Here is a 19,338-nt window from a genome sequence, read left to right on the forward strand (position 1 = left end):
GGCCGGGGCGAAAGCCGTCCGGCCCCTTGCTCGTCGGGTCAGGCGGGCGGCACCGGTGCGCCGCCCTCGCCCCCGGCCTGTGGCGATGTAGGCGGTGCCATCTTGAACAGCACGCGGTCGACACAGCCCGTATAGCCCTGGCCGCTGGTCGGCAGTCGCGCGGCGCGCAGCAGGGCGATCGCCTGTGTGCCGAACGCGTCGGCGGGTTGCGCCGCGATCACCTTCAGATTGCCGGTCTCGCCCCAGGGCGCGACGTCGTAGCTGACCACGGCCCAGCCCTCGATCGAGCGCTGGCGATAGGGCTCGGGAAAGCGCAGCTGGGGCGGAACCGCCCAGCCATGATCGTCGGGGCAATTGCCGCCCTCGACCCGGCTCAGGCGGATCGCCTCGGGCATCTCGGGGGCGGGCAGGATCGCCGCATTGCGCCAATAGGGATAGAGGCATCCGGTCCGCGCGCCCCTGGTGAAGCGGGCGCCCCGGATCGCCTTCAGCGCGGCGGCATCGAGCGCGCGATTGCCCGTGCCGATCAGGACGCCGGGGTGACGCACCTTGCCCGATGCATCGAGGTCGTAGCGGACCATCGACCAGTCGCGCACCCCTGTCGTGGCGGGAATGGTCGAGAAATCGGGATAGACGCGCACCAGCGGCTGCGGCTGCGGATCCTGGAGACAGGTGCCGCCCATGCTGCGGATGCGTGTCCAGCCGTCTTCGGGCAGCCGTCCCGAGAGCGGGTGGACGGTATAGGACATCAGCTCCATCGCATCGGCCTGCGCTGGCGGGGTGCCGCGCATCCGGTAGGTGATCGTGCATCCGCGCCGCGGCGCACCGGCGGCGAAGCGGCTGGCGGCCAGCGCGGGTGCGACGTCCTCGGCGAACGGGATGAAGGCCTTGTCGTCGCGCGCGATCGAGACGGCGCGCCCGGTCGCGTCGATCGCGAAGCCCAGCGTCACCTCGCGCGGCGCCGTGTCGGCGATCCATCCCAACTGGTTCCACGGACGCCGAAGCGGCTGGCCGACCGCCGGGCCGCCCTCGCAGCGGACGGCACCCGCCTCCCACTGGATCAGCATCCGGACATTGGCCGTGCGGATCTCGACGATCGGCGGCGGCGTCTGGAGCGACCATGCCGTGGCGGCGGGGAGGGCCAGCGCGCCGAAGGCACCGAACGAAAGCAGGAGGTGAAACCGAGGCATCCAACGCACTCCACAGCCGAAGACGCCAGCTTAGAGCGGTTTCGGCCGGAAGCGAGGGACATTGGGTCCCATCTGGCGATGCATCGCGTGAAAGCCGTCGGGAAAGGCGGCGGCGCCACCCCCGGCACCGCCCCTTAGCCCCGATCGTGCGGCGTTCAGAAGGCCGCGGTCAGTCCGAACACCACGGTCGCCCCTGCGATGGTGTCGCCGCCGGGCACCTGCCCCTTGGAGAAATTGGGCTGGAGATAGGCCGATTTGGCGCGGCTGATGTCGGTGTCGATGTACGACACGTTGAAGGTCAGGTTCTTGTACGCGGCGACGTCGGCGCCCAGCGACCAGTCCCAATATTGCCCGGTCGGCGACAGGCTGGTGCCGTTGGGGCCGAGGCCCGGATTGCCCTTCGAATAGCCGATATGCGCCTTGGCGGTGATCGGCGTCCCGGGAATGGCCGCGACGCCGTCACCGGTCAGGTAGATATTGTCCCAGCGCTGGCCCCGGCTGTACGACGTGTTGGAGAAGTTGCCGAGCGAGGTCTGGTTGGGCGCGTAATAGGCACCCGCCGTCAGCGTCGCCGGGCCTGCCGTGCCGGACACGCGGGCGAAGAACTCGACTACGTCCGATTCGGACGCGCCGCCCGGATAGGTGTACCAGGTGACGCCGATATCGCCGGTCGCGGAGCCCGCAGTGTGCTTGTACCCGACGATGCCGTCCAGCTCCATATTGGCGCCGCCGAACGTGCCCCAGCCCGCCAGGTTGGAGGCGAAGGTGCCGATATAGAAGCCGCTTTCATGCGCGACGGTCAGCGCGGCCTGTACCGCGGCGTTCTTGTTGGTCTGCGACACGCCGCGCAGGCGATAGTCGGTCAGGATCGCGGCGCTGCCGGAGATGGTGATGGGAGAGGGGGGGGCCGTCGGCGCCGCATCGGCGGTGGCACCCGCCGCGCCGCTGTCCTGTGCGAAGGCGGGCGTGGCGGCGACCAAGGAGAGGCCGCCAAGAAGGATCGTGGAGAAGCGCATCGTTTCCCTTTCAAACGGAAATTCGATGTTCTCACCTGCAACCCCGCATCGGTGCGGCCTCTATCGTGTCGGGTCAAACCCGGCGGACCGTCTGCCGTAGCGAGGTCCGAATGATTGGCAGGCCGTGGTGCACTGCACAAGCACAATCTGTCTTATGGCGACATTCATCGCACAGGATGTTGCGCGAACAGCACAGGTCACGAACGGAGATTTTCGTGACGCTCGCCCGTCGGCAGCGAGCGGATATGGATGTCCCGCTGCGGATAGGGCAGGCCGATGCCATGCTCCTTGAACAGGAACCATAGCCGGTTGAGCACGTCGGAGCGGACATTGCCGACGCCGCTCTCGGGATCGCTGATCCAGGCCAGTATCTCATGCTGGAGCGCGTAATCGCCGAAGCTCATCAGCCAGACATTGGGCTTGGGACTCTTCAGCACGCGCGGCGATTCGTTGGCGGCGCGCAGCATCAGCTCCTGCGCGAGGCGCAGGTCGCAGTCGTGCGCGATCGAGACGGGAATGCGGACGCGGACGTTGCGGTCGGAATAGGACCAGTTCTCCACCTCCTGCGTCATCAGATTCTCGTTGGGGATCAGATGCTCCTTGCCGTCGCGCGTGATGATCGAGACGGCGCGCACGCCGATCTTGTTCACCCAGCCGATCTCGTTCTGGAGCGCGATGACGTCGCCCGGCTTGATCGAGCGATCCATGAGGAGGATGATCCCGGCGATCAGGTTGCCGATCGTCTTCTGCAACCCGAAACCGATCGCGAGGCCGAACCCGCCCGAAAACAGCGCGAGGCTGGTCAGGTCGATCTCGAGCAGGTCCATCGCGAAGAAGAAGGCGATGACGACGATGGCGATGCTCGCCAGCTTCTGCGCCAGCAGCTTCTGGGTCGGGTCGAGCCCGCGTGCATGGCCGATCCATTGCTCGGTGATGCGGGTGACCGCGCGCGTGACCGCGAGGATGGTGACGACCGTGACCAGCATCGTCACCAGCAGCATCACCGAGAATCGCCGCGACCCGACGGTGAAGCCGATCTGCTCGGCCAGTCGCGTGACCGGGTCGAGGCCGCCGATCTCGCGGCTGAACAGTCCGACGAAGCAGACGATCGCGAAGACCCAGGCCAACCAGCGCGGCAGGCTCAGCCCCCGCAGGAGCTGGAACCCCGCGCGCGCCACCGACGCGCCCAGCGCCAGCCCGATCGGCACGCCCGCGAGCGATTCCCACGGCCAGATCGCGCCCAGCGTCATCAGCAGGAACGCGGCGGCGACATGCCGGGTGATCGCGCAGATCCGCGCCTGCAGCACCTCCCCCTTGGCGATGGCGAAGCGCTGCACCATCTGCGCGATGCGGGGCCCCAGCCTGCGTCCCGCCACCACCCCGCCCGCCAGCATCGCCAGCGACAGGGCGGTCGCGACCCCGGCCTCCATGGCCTCCATGCGATCCGGCAGTTCGATGCCGCTCGCCTGAAGCCATTCGAACAGCGTCATCCGCGCGCGGCCCGGAAGCGGGCGAGCCCGCGGTCGAGATCGGCGATCAGGTCGTCGGTATCCTCCAGCCCGATCTGGAGCCGGATCAGCGGACCGGCGAATTCGCGTTTGGTCACGCTGCGATAGCGATGCGGATCGGCGGGGATGGCGAGGCTTTCATAGCCGCCCCAACTGAACCCCAGCCCGAACAGCGCGAGCCCGTCTAGCATCGCGGTACGCGCGGCGTCGTTCCCGCCGTCGAGGACGAAGGCGAACAATCCGCTCGATCCCAGAAAGTCGCGCGCGAAGACCTCGTGGCCGGGACAGGAGGGCAGGGCGGGGTGGAGCACCCGCGCGACCCCCGGCTGTTCGCCGAGCCACCTGGCGATGGTCAGGGCGCTTCGCTGATGCTGGGCAAGTCGGACGCCCATGGTGCGCAGGCCCCGGCTGCCCAGATAGGCGTCGTCGGGGCTGGCGACCTGGCCAAGCTGGAAACTGGTGTCGCGTAGCGCCGCCCAATGCGACGGGGCCGCCGTCACCGACCCCAGCATCGCGTCGGAATGGCCGACGACATATTTGGTGCAGGCCAGCACGGTCAGGTCGATGCCCTTTTCGATCGCCGGGAAGAACAGCGACGTCGCCCAGGTATTGTCGAGGATCGTCGTGATCCCGCGTGCCTTGGCCACCGCGACGATGGCGGGAATGTCCTGCACCTCGAAACTCAGCGAGCCGGGGCTTTCCAGGAAGATCGCGCGCGTGGCGGGACCGATCAGCTCGGCGATCCCCGCGCCGACCAGCGGATCGTAGAAGCGCGTCGTGATCCCCATCCGCGCCAGCAACCCGGTGGCGAGCCCGCGCGTCGGGTCATAGGCGCTGTCGACCAGCAGCAGTTCGTCCCCCGGCGACAGCACCGACAGCAAGGCCGCCGCGATCGCCGCCACGCCCGAGGGGTAGAGGAAGGTCGCCTCCGCCCCCGGCTCCAGGCTGGTCAGCGCATCGGCGAGCGACCATTGGGTGGGCAACCCCTTGCGACCGTAGAACAGCTTTTCGTGCAGATCGCCCGAACCGACTCGGCGCATATGCGCGACATCGTCGTACAGCACGGTTGATCCGCGCCAGACGGGGACGTTGACCACGCCCTTCGTCCATTCCGCGCGGCGGCCCGCCTGGACCAGGCGGGTGGCGGGCTTGATGGGCAGATCGTCGTCGGTCATCGCGGTCAGATGTCTTTCGCTTTGGGGGTGCTGGGGTCGGAGCCCCATTCGGTCCAGCTTCCGTCATAGACCGGCATCATCGCGCCGATCCGCTCCGCGCCGAACGCCAGGACGCTGGCGGTGATGCCGGAGCCGCAGGTGCCGACCATCGGCACGGTGGGATCGACCCCGGCGGCGGCGAAGGCGGCGGCGATGGCGTCGGGCGATTTCCACCGGCCATCGGGTTCGAACAGCTTGGCATAGGGCAGGTTGCGCGAACCCGGGATATGGCCCGGCTCGACGCCGGGGCGCGGCTCGGGCTCGGCGCCCGCGAAGCGTCCGGGCGAGCGCGCGTCGACCAGTTGCGCATCGCCCGCCTCGACATGGGCACGGACTTCGCGAAGGCTGCGGACGCGCGACAGGTCGGGCTGCGCGACGAACAGGCCGGGCGCGTCGATCGCGTCGGCGGGGCCGACCAAGACCGGTTGCCCGGCGGCGCGCCATGCCTCCAGCCCGCCGTCGAGCAACGACACCGACTTCGCCCCGAACAGGGTGAGCAGCCACCAGACCCGCGCCGAACTGTGCAGCGGCGAGCGATCGTAGAGGACGATCCGGTCGGCATGACCGATGCCCGCCGCGCTCATCGCGTGGGCGAAATGCTCGGCGGGGGGGAGCGTCATCGGCAGGTCGCTCTCGGGATCGGCGAGCCCGCCCAGCGCCACGAAACGTGCGCCGGGGATATGGCCTTCCTCATAGCCGCGCCGCGCGGTCGCGCCATCCGCGTCGTCGAGGAAATAGGTGACGTCGAGGATGCGGACATCCGCCTCGCCCGCGATCGCGGCGAGTTCGTCCGGCGTGATGAGTGGCGGCATCATGGGGCTCCTCGGTCGGTTCGGTCCGTACCTAGGCGCGTTGATGGCGGCGTCGCAAGCGCGGGCGCGGTAAGCCCCTCCCGCAGGTGGGAAGGGTTTGGGGAGGGCAGGGCGGCAAGCTATGGTCCCGGTGAGGCTCCAGGCCCTCCCCCATCCCCTCCCGCCTGCGGGAGGGGAGCGGCCAGGGGTGAGGGTTCACCACACCAACCCCCGTTCCGCCTGAGCGGAGTCGAAGGCCAAGGAAATCCGGCTATTCCAACCCCTTCAGAAACCCTGCCGCCTGCGCCCGGATCGCCTTCTGGTCCTCCGCCGCCATCCGGTTCCAGTTGCGATAGGGCATCGCCATGCGCGGATTCTCGCCGAACCTCTTCTCGTGCCGCGCCAGGAAATCCCAATAGAGCGCGTTGAACGGGCAGGCATCCTCGCCCACCCGCTGCTTCACGTCGTACCGACACGATCCGCAGTAATCGGACATGCGGTTGATATAGGCCCCCGACGAGACATAGGGCTTGGACGCGATGATGCCGCCATCGGCGAACTGGCTCATGCCAACGACGTTGGGCAACTCGACCCATTCATAGGCGTCGACATAGATTTCCAGATACCAGCGATGCACCTCCGCCGGGTCCGCGCCGATCAGGATGGCGAAATTGCCCGTCACCATCAGCCGCTGGATATGGTGCGCGTGCGCGGTCGCCAGCGTCTGGCCCAGCGCCTCCGCCATGCAGTGCATGTCGGTCTCGCCGGTCCAGTAGAAGCCCGGCAGCGGCCGCGTCGCGCGCAGGAAGTTGCGGTCTACGTAATCGGGCCCGACATGCCAGTAGAGCCCGCGCACATATTCGCGCCAGCCGATGATCTGGCGGATATAGCCCTCGACCGAGTTGAGGCTGGCATTCCCGTCCTCATATTCGCCTTCCGCCATCCGGCAGAGGTCGAGCGGATCGAGCAGCCCGGAATTGATATAGGGCGACAGGACCGAGTGCCAGAGCTGGTGCTGGCCCGTCAGCATCGCATCCTGATAGTCGCCGAACTTGGGCAGCGCGTGCGCCATGAACGCCTCGGCCTGTTGCTGCGCCTCCTCCGCCGTCGTCGCATAGGCAAATCCGTCGAGCGAGCCGGGATGATTGTCGAACCGCGCCGCGACCAGCGCCAGCACGTCGCGGGTGATCCGGTCGGGCGCGAAGGCCAGCGGCTCGGGCGGCTTGTCCTTCCTGGGTGCGGGCTTGCGGTTGTCCGCGTCGTAATTCCATTTGCCGCCCTCGGGCTTGTCGCCCTTCATCAACAGCCCGGTCTTGCGGCGCATCAGGCGATAGAAAAATTCCATGCGCAGCTCGTTGCGGTCCTTCGCCCAGTCCTCGAACTCGGCCTGCGTCGCGATGAAGCGGGTGTCCGGGCGGATGTCGACGGGGATGCCGAACATCGTCTCCCACGCCTCCAGCATCGCGGCGACGCGCCACTCGCCGGCTTGCGTGACGACGATGCGTTCGGGGGAATGCCGCTCGACCGCGCGCGCCACCTCACCGGTGAAGCTGCCCGCATTGTCCGCATCGTCCAGCTTCACATAATCGACCGTCCAACCGGCCTTCCGCAAGGCCGCGGCATGGTGGCGCATGGCGGACAGGATATAGGCGATCTTGGCCTTGTGATGGCGGACATAGCCCGTCTCGTCCTCCACTTCCATCATCAGGAGTACGGTGCGCTTCGGGTCCGCGCCCTCCAGGCTGGACAGGTTCATCGACAATTGATCGCCCAGGATGGGGATCAGCGTTGGCGCTTTGGGCATGGCTGTCCTACATGGCCTTTCATGAAGCATCTCGGCCAGACCAGCGCGCTGCCCGCTTCCCCGGAAGAGGCGGTGCTCGATTATGTTCCCAACCCCCGTCCGGGGCGTACCTATCTGATCCGGTTCGCCGCGCCGGAGTTCACCTCGCTATGCCCGGTGACCGGCCAGCCCGACTTCGCGCACCTCGTCATCGACTATGTGCCCGGCGAGACGATCGTGGAGTCCAAGTCGCTCAAGCTGTTCCTCGGCAGCTTCCGCAACCATGCGGGGTTCCACGAGGATTGCACCGTCGGCATCGGCGAGCGGCTGTTCGACGAGATGAAGCCCGTCTGGCTGCGCATCGGCGGCTATTGGTATCCGCGCGGCGGCATCCCGATCGACGTGTTCTGGCAGTCGTCGGCACCCCCCGCCGCCCTGTGGCTGCCCGACCAGGGCGTCGCGGGCTATCGCGGACGCGGGTGAACGGCGCATTCGATTTCGCCTATCCAGCATTTTGCCAAGTCGTTCTGAATAGCCCGTTTTCGGGCCTTTCGGTCGCTGTTTCCGGTTGCAGTGCAGCGAAAATGTAACACTGGGTGCAACCATCGTGCCGACCACGTGTTCATGGTATACGAGAGGGGACGTGCGGATCGCCGCCATCCCTCGCGCCTGCAAGGACAAGCAAAATGGTGGATGCGAACGGAACCGTGATCGAACGTCTGGCGCTGATCGGTAATTTCCTGCCCAGGCAGTGCGGGCTCGCGACCTTCACCACGGACGTTTACTCCGCGCTCTGCAATCGCTTCCCCGACCTGAAGGTCGATGTCTACGCGATGGACGACCACCCCGGCCGCTATGCCTATCCCCCCGCCGTGACCGCCGCGATCCCGCAGAACGAGCGGGCGGCCTATATCGACATGGCCCGGCGGATCGAGGCGAGCGGCGCGCAGGCGATCTGGGTCCAGCACGAATACGGCATCTATGGCGGGGCCGCGGGCGAGCATCTGCTCGCGCTGCTCGACCGTACCACGCTGCCCGTCATCGCGACGCTCCACACCGTGCTCGAAAAGCCCTCGGCGGACGAGCGCCGCGTCATGGAGGGGCTGCTCCGCCGCTGTGCCAAGATCATCGTCATGGCCGACAAGGGCCGCGACATTCTCCAGCGCGTCTACGGCGCCGATCCGCGCCAGATCGCGATGATCCCGCACGGCGTTCCCGATCGCGCGCTGCTGACCCCAGACGCGTTCAAGCCGCGTTTCGGCTGGGAAGGACGCAAGGTCGTTCTGACCTTCGGCCTGCTCGCGCCCAACAAGGGGATCGAGACGATCATCGAGGCGCTGCCCGCGGTCGTCGCGCATCATCCCGAGCTGCTCTATGTCGTGGTCGGTGCGACCCATCCCAACCTGATCGCGCATGAGGGCGAGGCGTATCGCGACCGGCTGAAGGCGCTGGCCGACGCGCGCGGCGTGGCGGACAACATGGCGTTCGTCGACTCCTTCCTCGAGCATGACGAACTGCTCGACTATCTCCAGGCGGCCGACATCTACGCCACCCCCTATTCGAACCCGGCGCAGATCACGAGCGGCACGCTGTCCTACGCCATCGGCGTCGGCAAGGCGGTGATCTCCACCCCCTATGTCCATGCCACCGAGATCCTCGCGGACGAACATGGCGTGCTCGTGCCGTTCGGCGACGTTGCGGCCTTCGCGCGCGAGATCGACCGGTTGCTGAGCGACGAGGCGGCGCGCAATCGCCTGTCGAGCCGTGCCTATGCGCGCGGCCGGACGATGATCTGGCCACGTCTGGCGGAGGCGGCGGTCGCGCTGATCGGGACCGCGATCAACGCCCGCCCCCGCCGGATCGCCGCCAGCCAGCATAGCGCGATCACGCCGCTGGCCCCGGACCTGGCGGCGGTCGAGCGGATGAGCGATTCGACCGGCATGTTGCAACATGCGATCTATTCGGTGCCCGATCGACGCCACGGCTATTGCATCGACGACAATGCCCGCGCGCTGATCTTCATGACCCAGGCGCCCGACATCGATCCGGTGGCGCGCGACAAGTGGACGACGATCTACGCCTCGTTCCTGCAATATGCCTGGAACCCGGAGGCGCGGCGCTATCGCAACTTCATGCGCTTCGACCGTAGCTGGTGCGAGGATGTCGGGTCGGAGGATTCGAACGGCCGTACCCTCTGGGCGCTGGGCGTGACCGCACGCGACGCGCAGCTCGCCAAGCATCGCGACTGGGCGCAGATGTGGTTCGACGCCACCGCGTCGCTGGCGCTCGACCTGGGTTCGCTTCGTGCGCAGGCCTTTGCCATGCTGGGTGCCGCCGCGATGCTGGAGGCCCGGCCGGGGCACCAGCTCGCCCGCTCGATCCTCGAAAAGATGCCCGACCTGCATCTCGCGCTGCTCGAAGAGGCACGGCGGCCGGAATGGCAGTGGTTCGAGATCGTGCTCGCCTATGACAATGCCCGCGTTCCGCAGGCGTTGATCGAGGCGGGGCGCGCGCTGGGCCGCCAGGATCTGATCGACTGCGGCATCTCGACGCTGGAATGGATCGTCGGCAAGCAGACCTCGCCCGAGGGGCGCTTCCGCGCGGTCGGCAGCGAAAGCTTCGGTCGTCCCTATGCCGAACCGTTGCAGTTCGACCAGCAGCCGCTGGAGGCACAGGCGACGGTCGAGGCGTGCCAGTCGGCCTATGTCGCGACGCGCGACCCGCGCTGGATCGCGGAGGGCGAACGGGCCTATGGCTGGTTCCTGGGCGCCAACGACCTCGACCTGCCGCTGGCGACCGCCAATGATGGCGGCTGCTTCGACGGGCTGATGCCGACCGGGCTCAACCGCAACCAGGGCGCCGAATCGATCCTGGCGCTGCAACTCGCCAATTGTGCGATCGCTAGCCTTTGCCAATCCGGTGCATCCATGGCAGGAGCCGATCGTCACATCGCCTGACGCGCTCATGCGTAACGGGGGATGGGACGAGCGTTTTAGGTAAAATGGCGAGACGGTAGCGCGATGGATTTGTTCAACCACCGGCTGCGGCTTCATGCCGATCCTTCGCGCGTCGTGGTGCGGCCCTTCCATATCGCATGGGCGGGTGGCAACGGCGCGCCGCCGAGCCGGACCGAGCGTCTGGTGGGCGAGGTCCTGGCGATGACGCCGGCGGAAGCGCGCGACCAGCTGGAAACCGTGCTGAAGGATTTCGAGGCGCGGCACTGGCAGACGCGGCGGGTCTTCATGACGCGCTATGACCAGATCGAGGATATGCTGAAGCTCGACGGGGCGAAGATCAGCGACGAGAAGCGCCAGCTGATCGGCGCCTATTTCTGCCACGAATACAGCTATGCCGCCGCCGCGCTGATGAATCCGTCGGCGGTGCCGCACTTCGACCAGACGGGCATCCAGCCGGGGTCGCAGCGCATCCTGATGTCGATGCGCGCGGTGGGCGAGGGGCACATCTCCTCGGTCGCGTTCCGCGAAGGCATCATCAACGATCAGAACCAGCTTCGCCTCGCGCCCGAGCCGCCCTTCGCCACCGCGACCGACGTCCATGGCTGGGGCGAGGACGATGCGCCGAGCGGGCCGATCACCGTCTACCGGCACCGCGACTCGACCCTGTCGGGCACGGTCATCTTCCCGATCACCCATGCCCAGTCCAAGGGGCTGGAGGACATGCGGATCGTCCAGTTCACGCATGACGACGGCGCGGTCGAGTGGATCGGCACCTATACCGCCTATGACGGCTCGGGCATCCAGTCCGAGCTGATGCGCACCCGCGATTTCCGCGCGTTCGACCTGGTGCCGATGACCGGCTCGGCGGCGCGTAACAAGGGCATGGCGCTGTTCCCGCGCAAGGTTGCCGGGCAATATATGATGATCGGGCGGCAGGACGGCGAGAATCTGTTCCTGCTCAAGTCCGACTCGCTGACCCATTGGGACGAGGGGGTGAAAATCCTCACCCCGGTCTTCCCCTGGGAGCTGGTCCAGATCGGCAATTGCGGCCCGCCCATCGAGACGGACGAGGGATGGCTGCTGCTGACCCACGGCGTCGGTGCGATGCGCAAATATTCGATCGGCGCGGCGCTGCTCGACAAGGACGATCCGTCCAAGGTGCTCGGTCGGACCAAGCTGCCGATCCTCGCCGCCAAGGATCAGGACCGCGAGGGCTATGTGCCCAACGTCGTCTATTCGTGCGGCGCGATCCGCCACGGCGACTCGCTGTTCCTGCCCTATGGCATCGCGGACAGCTCGATCGGTTTCGCCTTCGTGAAGATCAGCGAGCTGCTGGCGGCAATGTGATGACCTGGCGGCGCGTATTGCGATACAGCGCCGCCACCAGCCCCAGGAAGACCAGCGTCCCCCCGATCAGCGCGGGGGTGGCGAAGCCGTCGCCGACCAGCGCCAGCGGCGCGTCCGAGTTGGTCAGGTAGACGATCCCGGCAAAGGCGACACCCCACAGGCTTTCGCCGACGATCAGGCCGGTCGCGGCGAGCACGCCCAGCCGCTCGGCCGCCTCCGGATTGGCGCTCTGCCTCGCCCAGCGGTCATAGACATGGCCGATCGTGGCGCCCAGCACGACCGGCAGCGTCGCGGTCATCGGCAGATAGATGCCCAGCCCGACCCCCAGCGGCGGCAGGCGCAACCAGCCGAGCTTGCCGCAAATCTCGTCGACGACGATCACGCCCACGCCGACCAGCGCGCCGATCCCGATCATCCCCCAGTTGAGGTCGCCACCCAGCACGCCCTTGGCCAATGCCGAGATCAGTGCGGCCTGCGGTGCGGACAGCGCGTTGGGCCCCGCACCCGGCGTGCCCGCGAAACCCAAGGTCGCGTTGAGCAGGTCGAGGACGGGCGGGATCACGAGGCTGCCGAAGACGACGCCGATGACCAGCGCCACCTGCTGCTTCCACGGCGTCGCACCGACCAGTTCGCCGGTCTTGAGGTCCTGAAGATTGTCGTTGGAGATGGTCGCGACGCCGAACACCACGCCCGTGACGATCAGCGCATAGGCGACCAGCGCCTGCGTCGTCTCCGGCGGCGTACCACGCCCGAACAGGCCGACCAGCAGGAGCGCGGCGGCGAGGACGGAGAGGATGCCGATCCCCGACACCGGGCTGTTCGACGCGCCGATCAGACCGGCCATATAGCCGCATACCGCCGCGATCACGAGGCCGATGAGCAGGATGAACAGCAGCGCGCCGCCGATCAGCGCGACGCCGGACGCCGCCAGCGGGCCACCCGCGATCACCGACCAGAGCAGCCCCGTGATCGGGACCAGGGTCGCCAGCGCCACGGCCGCGACGATGCCGATCGGCAGGTCGCGCTCGCCGATCGCCAGCACCGCGCCGTCGCGCTTGGCCGAAGCGGCGGCAAGCGACGAGCGGATGCCGCCGATGACGGGGCCGATGATCTTCAGGAGCGTCCAGATCGCCGCCACGCCGATCACGCCTGCACCCAGGAAGCGCACGTCCCTGCTGAAGATCGCGCCCGCCCATTCGGCGATGGGCGCGGTCGACGGGGCCATGGCGGTGAGGATGGGCAGCGCCACCCACCAGCCGATCGCGATGCCGAGCAGCATCGCCAGCCCGACCGACAGGCCGACCAGATGCCCGACCCCGATCAGCGCGAAGGACAAACCACCCGCGATCCCGCTCGCACCCGCGCCGGTGCGAAAGAAGATCGCCGCCTCGGCTACCGCCAGCTTGGTCTGGGTCAGGATCGCGAACCCGGCCGAGGCGATGGCATTGACCACGATCAGCCGCAGCCCGACCGCGCTCTCCGCCTCGCCCTCGCGGCTGCCCGCGCCGACTTTCAGGACCTCGGCGGCGGCGCGACCTTCCGGGTAGGGCAGGTCGGTGTCGACGACCAGCGCACGGCGCAGGGGGACCGAGAACATGACGCCCAGGATACCGCCGGTCGCGGTGATCCCTGCGGTCAGCAGGTACGGGAAACCCTGCCACCAGCCGATCATGACGAGCCCCGGCAACACGAAGATGATCGCGGCCAGCGTCCCGGCCGCCGACGCGACCGTCTGCACGATATTATTCTCCAGCACCGAGCTGTTCGGCAGATAGCGCAGGATCGCCATCGAGATGACCGCCGCCGGGATCGAGGTGGCGAAGGTCAGCCCGACCTTGAGACCCAGATAGACGTTCGCGGCGGTGAACAGCAGCGTGATGATCCCGCCCAGCGCGATCCCGCGAAGGGTGAGTTCGGCGACGGGCGCGGCGGTCGTTGGAGTACGGCTCATGCGCGCAGATGTGACAGAGTGTGGGGCGTGCGCCTAGAGCATGATGACGTCGGATTGATTTACCCCTCCCCTTCTGGGGAGGGACTCGGCTTGGGGTCGACCCCATGTCATCCCAATCCAAGACCGACCGACATTCAACCATGCCTGTCCTTCCCTCGCCCCTCTCTGAGGGGAGAGGGGGGGCGCAGTCAGACCCTCATCCCCGGAACAGATTCCCCAACACGCCCCGCACCACCGCGCCGACCAACCCGCCGCCCGCGCCGCTCGACCGGCGTCGCGATCCGCCACCGAACACCTGCTTGCCGATCTCGTTGGCGACCTGCCGCCCGATCGACGAGCTGGCCGAGCGGGCGGCGCTGGTCGCCATCTTGGCCCAGGGCGAGTTCGCCGATTCGCGCTGTTCCGCGATCCGCGCGCGCTCGGCCTCCTTGGCGGCCTTTGCGTCCGCCTTCGCACTTTGGGCCGCCTGCTTGTCGGCCTCGGTCTGCGCCTTGGCCTCGGCGGCGGCGGCGGCGGCTTCCTGCGTCTTGGCGGCGAGCAGTTCCTCGGCGGATTCGCGGTCCACCGCCTGATCGTACCTGGTCCCCACCGCATCGGTCTCGACCAGCAGCTTGCGCTCGTCCGGCGTTACCGGGCCGACCCGGCTGCGCGGCGGCGCGATCAGCGTCCGTTCGACCGGGGAAGGCGAACCGTCCGCCTGCAACAGCGACACCAGCGCCTCACCGACCTTCAGCTCGGTGATCGCGGTCGCCACGTCGACGCCGGGATTGGCCCGGAACGTCTCGGCGGCGGAGCGGACCGCCGCCTGGTCGCGCGGGGTGAAGGCGCGCAATGCGTGCTGGACCCGGTTGCCCAACTGCCCGGCGATCTTGTCGGGTATGTCGATCGGATTCTGGGTGATGAAATAGACGCCGACGCCCTTCGACCGGATCAGCCGCGCCACCCGCTCGATCGTATCGACCAGCGCGGGCGCGGCCTCGTCGAACAGCAGATGCGCCTCGTCGAAGAAGAAGACGAGTTTGGGCTTGTCGGGATCGCCGATCTCGGGAAGCTGTTCGAACAGTTCGGACAGCAGCCACAACAGGAAGGTGGCGTAGAGCTTGGGGCTCGCCATCAACTGGTCGGCGGCGAGGATGTTGACCACGCCGCGCCCCGTCTCGTCGGTGCGGATCATGTCGGCGAGCTCTAGCGCGGGCTCGCCGAAGAAATGCTCGGCGCCCTGCGTGCGCAACTGGAGCAGTGCGCGCTGGATCGCGCCGACCGACTGTTTGGAGACATTGCCGTAGCTCGTCGTCAGCTCGTCGGCGCGCGCGGCGCAATCGGCGAGCATCGCCTGGAGGTCGTCCAGGTCGAGGAGCAGCAGCCCTTCCTTGTCGGCGACATGGAAGGCGATGGTCAGCACCCCTTCCTGCGTCTCGTTCAGCCCCATCATCCGCGCGAGGAGCAGCGGCCCCATCTCCGACACGGTGGCGCGCACGGGATGCCCCTGCGTGCCGAACAGGTCCCAGAACTGCACCGGCGATGCGTCATAGGACCAGTCGGTCAGGCCAAGCTCTGCCGCGCGGGCGGAAAAGGCGGCATGGGTCTTGCCCATCGCCGATCCCGCCATGCCGAGTCCCGACAGGTCGCCCTTCACGTCGGCGACGAAGCTGGGAACGCCGGCGCGGGAAAATCCCTCGACCATGGTCTGCAGCGTCACCGTCTTGCCGGTGCCGGTCGCACCCGCGATCAGTCCGTGCCGGTTGGCCCGCTTGAGGTCGATCGCCTGTGGCTTGCCGCCACCCATGCCGATGAAGATTCCGTCCATGCCCGCATCTTATCGCGGCATTTCGTGACGGGAATAGGAAAAGGCCGCCGCACCCGGTGGATGCGACGGCCTTTTGCCTTGAGGTCCGGTCGTTACTTGATGCGCAGCGGGATCAGCGCGCCGGCGATGCGGGCGCGGGTGATCTGGGCTAGCACCTGCGGGCGACCCGCCGCCTTCGCCTGGGCAACAATCTGCTGAATGTCGGCGGCGCTGCGGACGGCGGTGCCGTTGATCGCGGTGATCACGTCGCCGCGCTTGAGCTTGGAGGCGGCGTCGCTCGATGGATCGACGGCGGCGACGACCACGCCCTGGGTCGAGGGATCGACGTTGATCGCGCGGGCGATCGCCGGGGTCAGCGCCTGGACCGACAGACCCAGCCCGCCACCCGCGGTGGGCGCGACCTGCGCATCGTCGTCATCGTCCGGGAACGCGTCGGAGCCATCGCCCATCGTCGCGCGAAGTTCGTCGTTCGACGGACGGGTCGCGGCGGTCGCGGTCAGCGACACCGGCTTGCCCGCACGAAGCACCTCCATCTGGACCCGGCCGCCCGGCGGCACGTTGGCGATCAGATAGGACAGCGTCTGTTCGGGCGTCACGAGCTGGCCGTTGACCTTGGTGACCACGTCGAACGCCTTCAGACCGGCCTTGGCGGCGGGACCATCGGGTTCGACCTTGGCGATGATCTCGCCCTGGCCCTTGGGCACGCCCAGCGACGCGGCGACATCGTCATTGACCGGGCCACCGATCTGGACGCCCAGATAGCCGCGCTCGATCTTCTGGCCCTTCATCAGCCGATCGATGATCGGCTTGGCATCCTCCGCCGGAATGGCGAAGCCGATGCCGATGTTACCGCCCGACTGCGAATAGATCTGGCTGTTGATGCCGATGACGTTGCCGTTCATGTCGAACATCGGGCCGCCGGAGTTGCCCTGGTTGATCGCGGCGTCGGTCTGGATGAAGCGGTCGTTGGCGCCGCCCTGACCGGTGACGCGGTGCACCGCCGAGACGATACCCGCGGTCACCGTGCTCGACAGGCCGAAGGGCTGGCCGATCGCCAGCACCCAGTCGCCGGGACGCGCACGCGACGAATCGCCGAAGCGGACGAATGGCAGGTTCTTGCCATCGATCTTCAGGACCGCAAGGTCCGAGGTTTCGTCACGGCCGACGACCTTGGCGGTATATTCCTTGCGATCGTTGAGCGTGACGGTGATCGAGTCGACCGAGGCGCCCTGCGCGCCGGGTGCGATCACATGGTTGTTGGTGACGATATAGCCGTCCGGCGAGATCAGGAAGCCCGAACCCAGCGAGGCGCCTTCGCGCTTCTGCGGCTGCGGTCCGCCCTGGCCGCCGAACTGGCCGAAAAAGCCCTCGAACGGCGTACCGGCGAACGGGTTCGCCTGCTGCTTCACGGTGATCGACTGCTTGGTCGAGATGTTGACGACGGCGGGCTGGAGCTTGGCGACCATGTCGGCAAAGCTCATCGGCGCACCGGCGCGCGGCGCGACGGCCTGGATCGCACCCGGTTCGTTCTGCGCGACCTGCGCGGTGCCGGGCTGGAGGGCCAGGGTCGCGGTCGCGCCACCGAGGAGGAGCGCACTGGTAATGGCGTAGGCGTAGCGCACTGGGCTAAAGTCCTCTCAATGAAGAAAATTCGGTTTGACCGTGGCCTATATGTCACGGTTTGGCTGAACGACGCTTGAATATGAACGGGTCGAAAGGTGGAAAATGCCACTATCGACCCGGCGCGGTGAATTCCTTCAGATAGCTGTTCTCGGGCGACAGAATGATCTGCGTGCTGCCATGTCCCTGGTTGCTGCCATCGGCGGCGAAGGTGTGGCGATAGGACTGCATGGCCCGATAGAAGTCGTAGAAGCCCGGATCCTTGCCAAAGGCCTGCGCATAGATTTGCGCGGCCTGGCCATCGGCGTCGGCCCGCACGATCTGCGCCTGCTTCTGCCCCTGCGCGGTAATGGTGATCGCCTCCTGCTGACGCGCGGTCTGCATCCGGGCGAGCGCGCTTTCCAGCGGCGTGCCCGGCGGCAGTTCGGCCTCCTTGATGCGTACATCGACGATCTGGACGCCGTACTGGCGCGCGATCCGGTCGAGTCGCACCTGGATCGCGTCCATCACCTGGCCGCGCTCGGGGCTGAGCAGCTCGGTCGAGCGGCGCTTGCCCAGCTCGTTACGCAGCGCCGAGCCGAAGATCGGACGAAGCTGGTTGATGACGCCGTCCACGCTGCCCGCCGTCGCCAGCATCCGGCGCGGATCGACCACGCGGAAGCGCGCGAAGGCGTCGACATTCATGCGCAGCTGATCGGTCGACAGGACCTGGGTCTTCTCCAGGTCGAGGTCGAGCACCCGCTTGTCGACCCAGACGATCCGGTCGACGAAGGGAATGCGCGCGATCAGTCCGGCGCCGCTCGACCCCAGATCCTCGTCGGGGCGATAGCCGTTGACGATCCGCCGGGGCTGTTCGAACCGATAGATGACGGCCTGCTTGGTCTCGGGCACGATGGCGAAGGTCGCCGCCGCGACGATCACCGCGACCAGCAGGGCGACGCCCAGCACGATCGGGTTGCGAAGGGTCAGGCCGTTCACTGGCCGCCTCCCTGCTGCGGGGCGGGCGTCGGGGTCGCGACCTCGGGCGGTGGCGGTGCCGGGCGCGCCTTCGACAGCGGCAGATAGGGGACGACGCCGGGGGTCTCGACGATGGTCTTGTCCGACTTGGCCAGCACGGCCTCCATGGTCTCGTAATACATGCGGCGGCGCGTCACTTCGGGGGCGAGGCGATATTGCTCGTACATCTTGTCGAACTGCGCCGCTTCACCCTGGGCCCGCGCGATCACCTGCTGCGCATAGGAACGCGCCTGGTTCACATCGGCGACCGCGCGCTGCTGCGCCGCCGTCACCTTGTTGAAGTCGTCGACGATCTGCTGCGGCGGGGCGGCCTGCTTGATCGCGACGCCCTGGATGCGGACGCCCGAGCGATACTCGTTGAGGATCGACTGGGTCATCTCCTGGACGCGCTGCTCGATGCCGGTGCGGCCCGAACCCAGCGCCTGGTCCAGCGTCGTCTCGGCGATCACCGCGCGCATCGCACTTTCGGCGGCGGCGCGGACGGTTTCCTGCGGCTGCGCGAGGCGGAAGGCATAGTCGCGCGGATTGGCGATGTCCCAGCGAACCGAATAGGTCAGGTCGATGATGTTCTGGTCCCCGGTCAGGACCAGATTCGCGCCCGAGCCTTCCGGAAAATTCTCGGTACGGATCTTCTGCACGTCCAGCACGCGGACGCTGGCGATCGGGGCGGGGGCGGTAAGCTGGATGCCCGGTTCCAATATGCCGGTGTAACGGCCGAAATAGGTGACGACGCCGCGCTGTTGCGGCCCGATCGGATGGATCGAGGTGTAGAGCACCCAGATGCCGATCAGGATCGCCGCGCCGATCGCCCAGAGCGTTCGGCCGCCGGGCGCGCCGGGCAGGCCGCCAAAGCCGCCACCCGATCCGCCGGGACCTTCGCCCGGACCTCCGCCGCCCGATCCGCGCGCCTTGCGGATGAATTCATCCAGCGCGGTGGGCTTGCCCGGCGCCTTGCGGCCACCCGGCGGCACGGCCCAGGGATTGCGGGGACCGCCGTCGGAGTCCTCTCCGGACCCACCCCAGGGGCCCTTCGGCGTTTCGGCGGCTAGATTGGGGGGGCGTTGAAACCGGCCCGTCAGCTTTCTCATGAACATCGTTATAGGAACGGTTCGCCGACAAAAACAGTGCCAAGCCGTG

14 protein-coding genes are annotated in these 19,338 nt (G+C 67.6%); 3 read left to right on the forward strand and 11 right to left on the reverse strand.

Annotated elements, in window-relative coordinates:
• Positions 1-38: 38 nt before the first annotated feature.
• The 6 genes from LRP66_RS03470 to LRP66_RS03495 all read right to left on the reverse strand — a co-directional run bounded on the left by LRP66_RS03470 (position 39) and on the right by LRP66_RS03495 (position 7,523).
• The gene (locus LRP66_RS03470) at positions 39-1,190 is read right to left on the reverse strand and encodes a TonB family protein (protein ID WP_230481110.1); all 1,152 of its coding nucleotides are present in this window, start codon (positions 1,188-1,190) and stop codon (positions 39-41) included.
• Positions 1,191-1,345: 155 nt separating this feature from the next.
• Positions 1,346-2,206, reverse strand: a complete 861-nt coding sequence (locus LRP66_RS03475) for a TorF family putative porin (RefSeq protein WP_230481111.1) — start codon at positions 2,204-2,206, stop codon at positions 1,346-1,348.
• Positions 2,207-2,403: 197 nt separating this feature from the next.
• Positions 2,404-3,696 carry a mechanosensitive ion channel family protein gene (locus tag LRP66_RS03480; RefSeq protein WP_230481112.1) on the reverse strand — a complete coding sequence of 431 codons (1,293 nt, stop codon included), beginning with the start codon at positions 3,694-3,696 and terminating at the stop codon, positions 2,404-2,406.
• Complete coding sequence (gene metC / locus LRP66_RS03485; RefSeq protein WP_230481113.1) at positions 3,693-4,889, reverse strand: cystathionine beta-lyase; 1,197 nt, start codon at positions 4,887-4,889, stop codon at positions 3,693-3,695. Before metC ends, LRP66_RS03480 begins: the two co-directional genes overlap by 4 nt.
• Before the next feature lie 5 nt (positions 4,890-4,894).
• The gene (locus tag LRP66_RS03490; RefSeq protein ID WP_329959235.1) at positions 4,895-5,743 is read right to left on the reverse strand and encodes a sulfurtransferase; all 849 of its coding nucleotides are present in this window, start codon (positions 5,741-5,743) and stop codon (positions 4,895-4,897) included.
• Positions 5,744-5,990: 247 nt separating this feature from the next.
• Positions 5,991-7,523: a cryptochrome/photolyase family protein gene (locus tag LRP66_RS03495; RefSeq protein WP_230481114.1), complete on the reverse strand. Its 1,533-nt coding sequence runs from the start codon at positions 7,521-7,523 to the stop codon at positions 5,991-5,993.
• A 21-nt stretch (positions 7,524-7,544) separates the two neighbouring features.
• On the opposite strand from LRP66_RS03495, the gene queF reads away from it, so the two are divergent.
• From queF to LRP66_RS03510, 3 genes are all read left to right on the forward strand, one after another.
• Positions 7,545-7,985 (forward strand): preQ(1) synthase, encoded by a 441-nt coding sequence (gene queF, locus LRP66_RS03500; RefSeq protein WP_230481115.1) that lies wholly within the window; start codon positions 7,545-7,547, stop codon positions 7,983-7,985.
• Between the two features lie 203 nt (positions 7,986-8,188).
• On the forward strand, positions 8,189-10,459 hold the full coding sequence (locus LRP66_RS03505; protein WP_230481116.1) for a glycosyltransferase family 4 protein: 2,271 nt from the start codon (positions 8,189-8,191) through the stop codon (positions 10,457-10,459).
• 63 nt (positions 10,460-10,522) lie between these two features.
• Positions 10,523-11,806, forward strand: a complete 1,284-nt coding sequence (locus LRP66_RS03510) for a glycoside hydrolase family 130 protein (RefSeq protein ID WP_230481117.1) — start codon at positions 10,523-10,525, stop codon at positions 11,804-11,806.
• Here LRP66_RS03510 and LRP66_RS03515 read toward each other — a convergent pair.
• The 5 genes from LRP66_RS03515 to hflK form a co-directional block, all read right to left on the reverse strand.
• A complete protein-coding gene (locus LRP66_RS03515; RefSeq protein ID WP_230481118.1) occupies positions 11,781-13,757 on the reverse strand; it encodes an OPT family oligopeptide transporter in 1,977 nt (658 codons plus the stop codon). The two genes, LRP66_RS03510 and LRP66_RS03515, sit on opposite strands and share 26 nt — an antisense overlap.
• A gap of 196 nt (positions 13,758-13,953) precedes the next feature.
• Positions 13,954-15,564 carry a helicase HerA-like domain-containing protein gene (locus tag LRP66_RS03520; RefSeq protein WP_230481119.1) on the reverse strand — a complete coding sequence of 537 codons (1,611 nt, stop codon included), beginning with the start codon at positions 15,562-15,564 and terminating at the stop codon, positions 13,954-13,956.
• 92 nt (positions 15,565-15,656) lie between these two features.
• Entirely contained in the window at positions 15,657-17,186 is a 1,530-nt protein-coding gene (locus tag LRP66_RS03525) for a Do family serine endopeptidase (protein WP_230481120.1), read from the reverse strand.
• A gap of 109 nt (positions 17,187-17,295) precedes the next feature.
• Positions 17,296-18,162 (reverse strand): protease modulator HflC, encoded by an 867-nt coding sequence (hflC, locus tag LRP66_RS03530; protein WP_230481121.1) that lies wholly within the window; start codon positions 18,160-18,162, stop codon positions 17,296-17,298.
• Positions 18,159-19,289: a protease modulator HflK gene (hflK, locus tag LRP66_RS03535; RefSeq protein ID WP_230481122.1), complete on the reverse strand. Its 1,131-nt coding sequence runs from the start codon at positions 19,287-19,289 to the stop codon at positions 18,159-18,161. The genes hflC and hflK overlap by 4 nt, the downstream gene beginning before the upstream one ends.
• Between the last annotated feature and the right edge of the window lie 49 nt (positions 19,290-19,338).

Origin of the sequence: Sphingomonas sp. Leaf21 (genome assembly GCF_916858675.1) — a bacterium.
GTDB lineage: Bacteria > Pseudomonadota > Alphaproteobacteria > Sphingomonadales > Sphingomonadaceae > Sphingomonas.

Excerpts from the sequence above, each read along its gene's own strand:
- LRP66_RS03470 (WP_230481110.1), bottom strand. The coding sequence starts at position 1,190 with ATGCCTCGGTTTCACCTCCTGCTTTCGTTCGGTGCCTTCGGCGCGCTG.
- LRP66_RS03475 (WP_230481111.1), bottom strand. The coding sequence starts at position 2,206 with ATGCGCTTCTCCACGATCCTTCTTGGCGGCCTCTCCTTGGTCGCCGCC.
- LRP66_RS03480 (WP_230481112.1), bottom strand. The coding sequence starts at position 3,696 with ATGACGCTGTTCGAATGGCTTCAGGCGAGCGGCATCGAACTGCCGGAT.
- metC (WP_230481113.1), bottom strand. The coding sequence starts at position 4,889 with ATGACCGACGACGATCTGCCCATCAAGCCCGCCACCCGCCTGGTCCAG.
- LRP66_RS03490 (WP_329959235.1), bottom strand. The coding sequence starts at position 5,743 with ATGATGCCGCCACTCATCACGCCGGACGAACTCGCCGCGATCGCGGGC.
- LRP66_RS03495 (WP_230481114.1), bottom strand. The coding sequence starts at position 7,523 with ATGCCCAAAGCGCCAACGCTGATCCCCATCCTGGGCGATCAATTGTCG.
- queF (WP_230481115.1), top strand. The coding sequence starts at position 7,545 with ATGAAGCATCTCGGCCAGACCAGCGCGCTGCCCGCTTCCCCGGAAGAG.
- LRP66_RS03505 (WP_230481116.1), top strand. The coding sequence starts at position 8,189 with ATGGTGGATGCGAACGGAACCGTGATCGAACGTCTGGCGCTGATCGGT.
- LRP66_RS03510 (WP_230481117.1), top strand. The coding sequence starts at position 10,523 with ATGGATTTGTTCAACCACCGGCTGCGGCTTCATGCCGATCCTTCGCGC.
- LRP66_RS03515 (WP_230481118.1), bottom strand. The coding sequence starts at position 13,757 with ATGAGCCGTACTCCAACGACCGCCGCGCCCGTCGCCGAACTCACCCTT.
- LRP66_RS03520 (WP_230481119.1), bottom strand. The coding sequence starts at position 15,564 with ATGGACGGAATCTTCATCGGCATGGGTGGCGGCAAGCCACAGGCGATC.
- hflK (WP_230481122.1), bottom strand. The coding sequence starts at position 19,289 with ATGAGAAAGCTGACGGGCCGGTTTCAACGCCCCCCCAATCTAGCCGCC.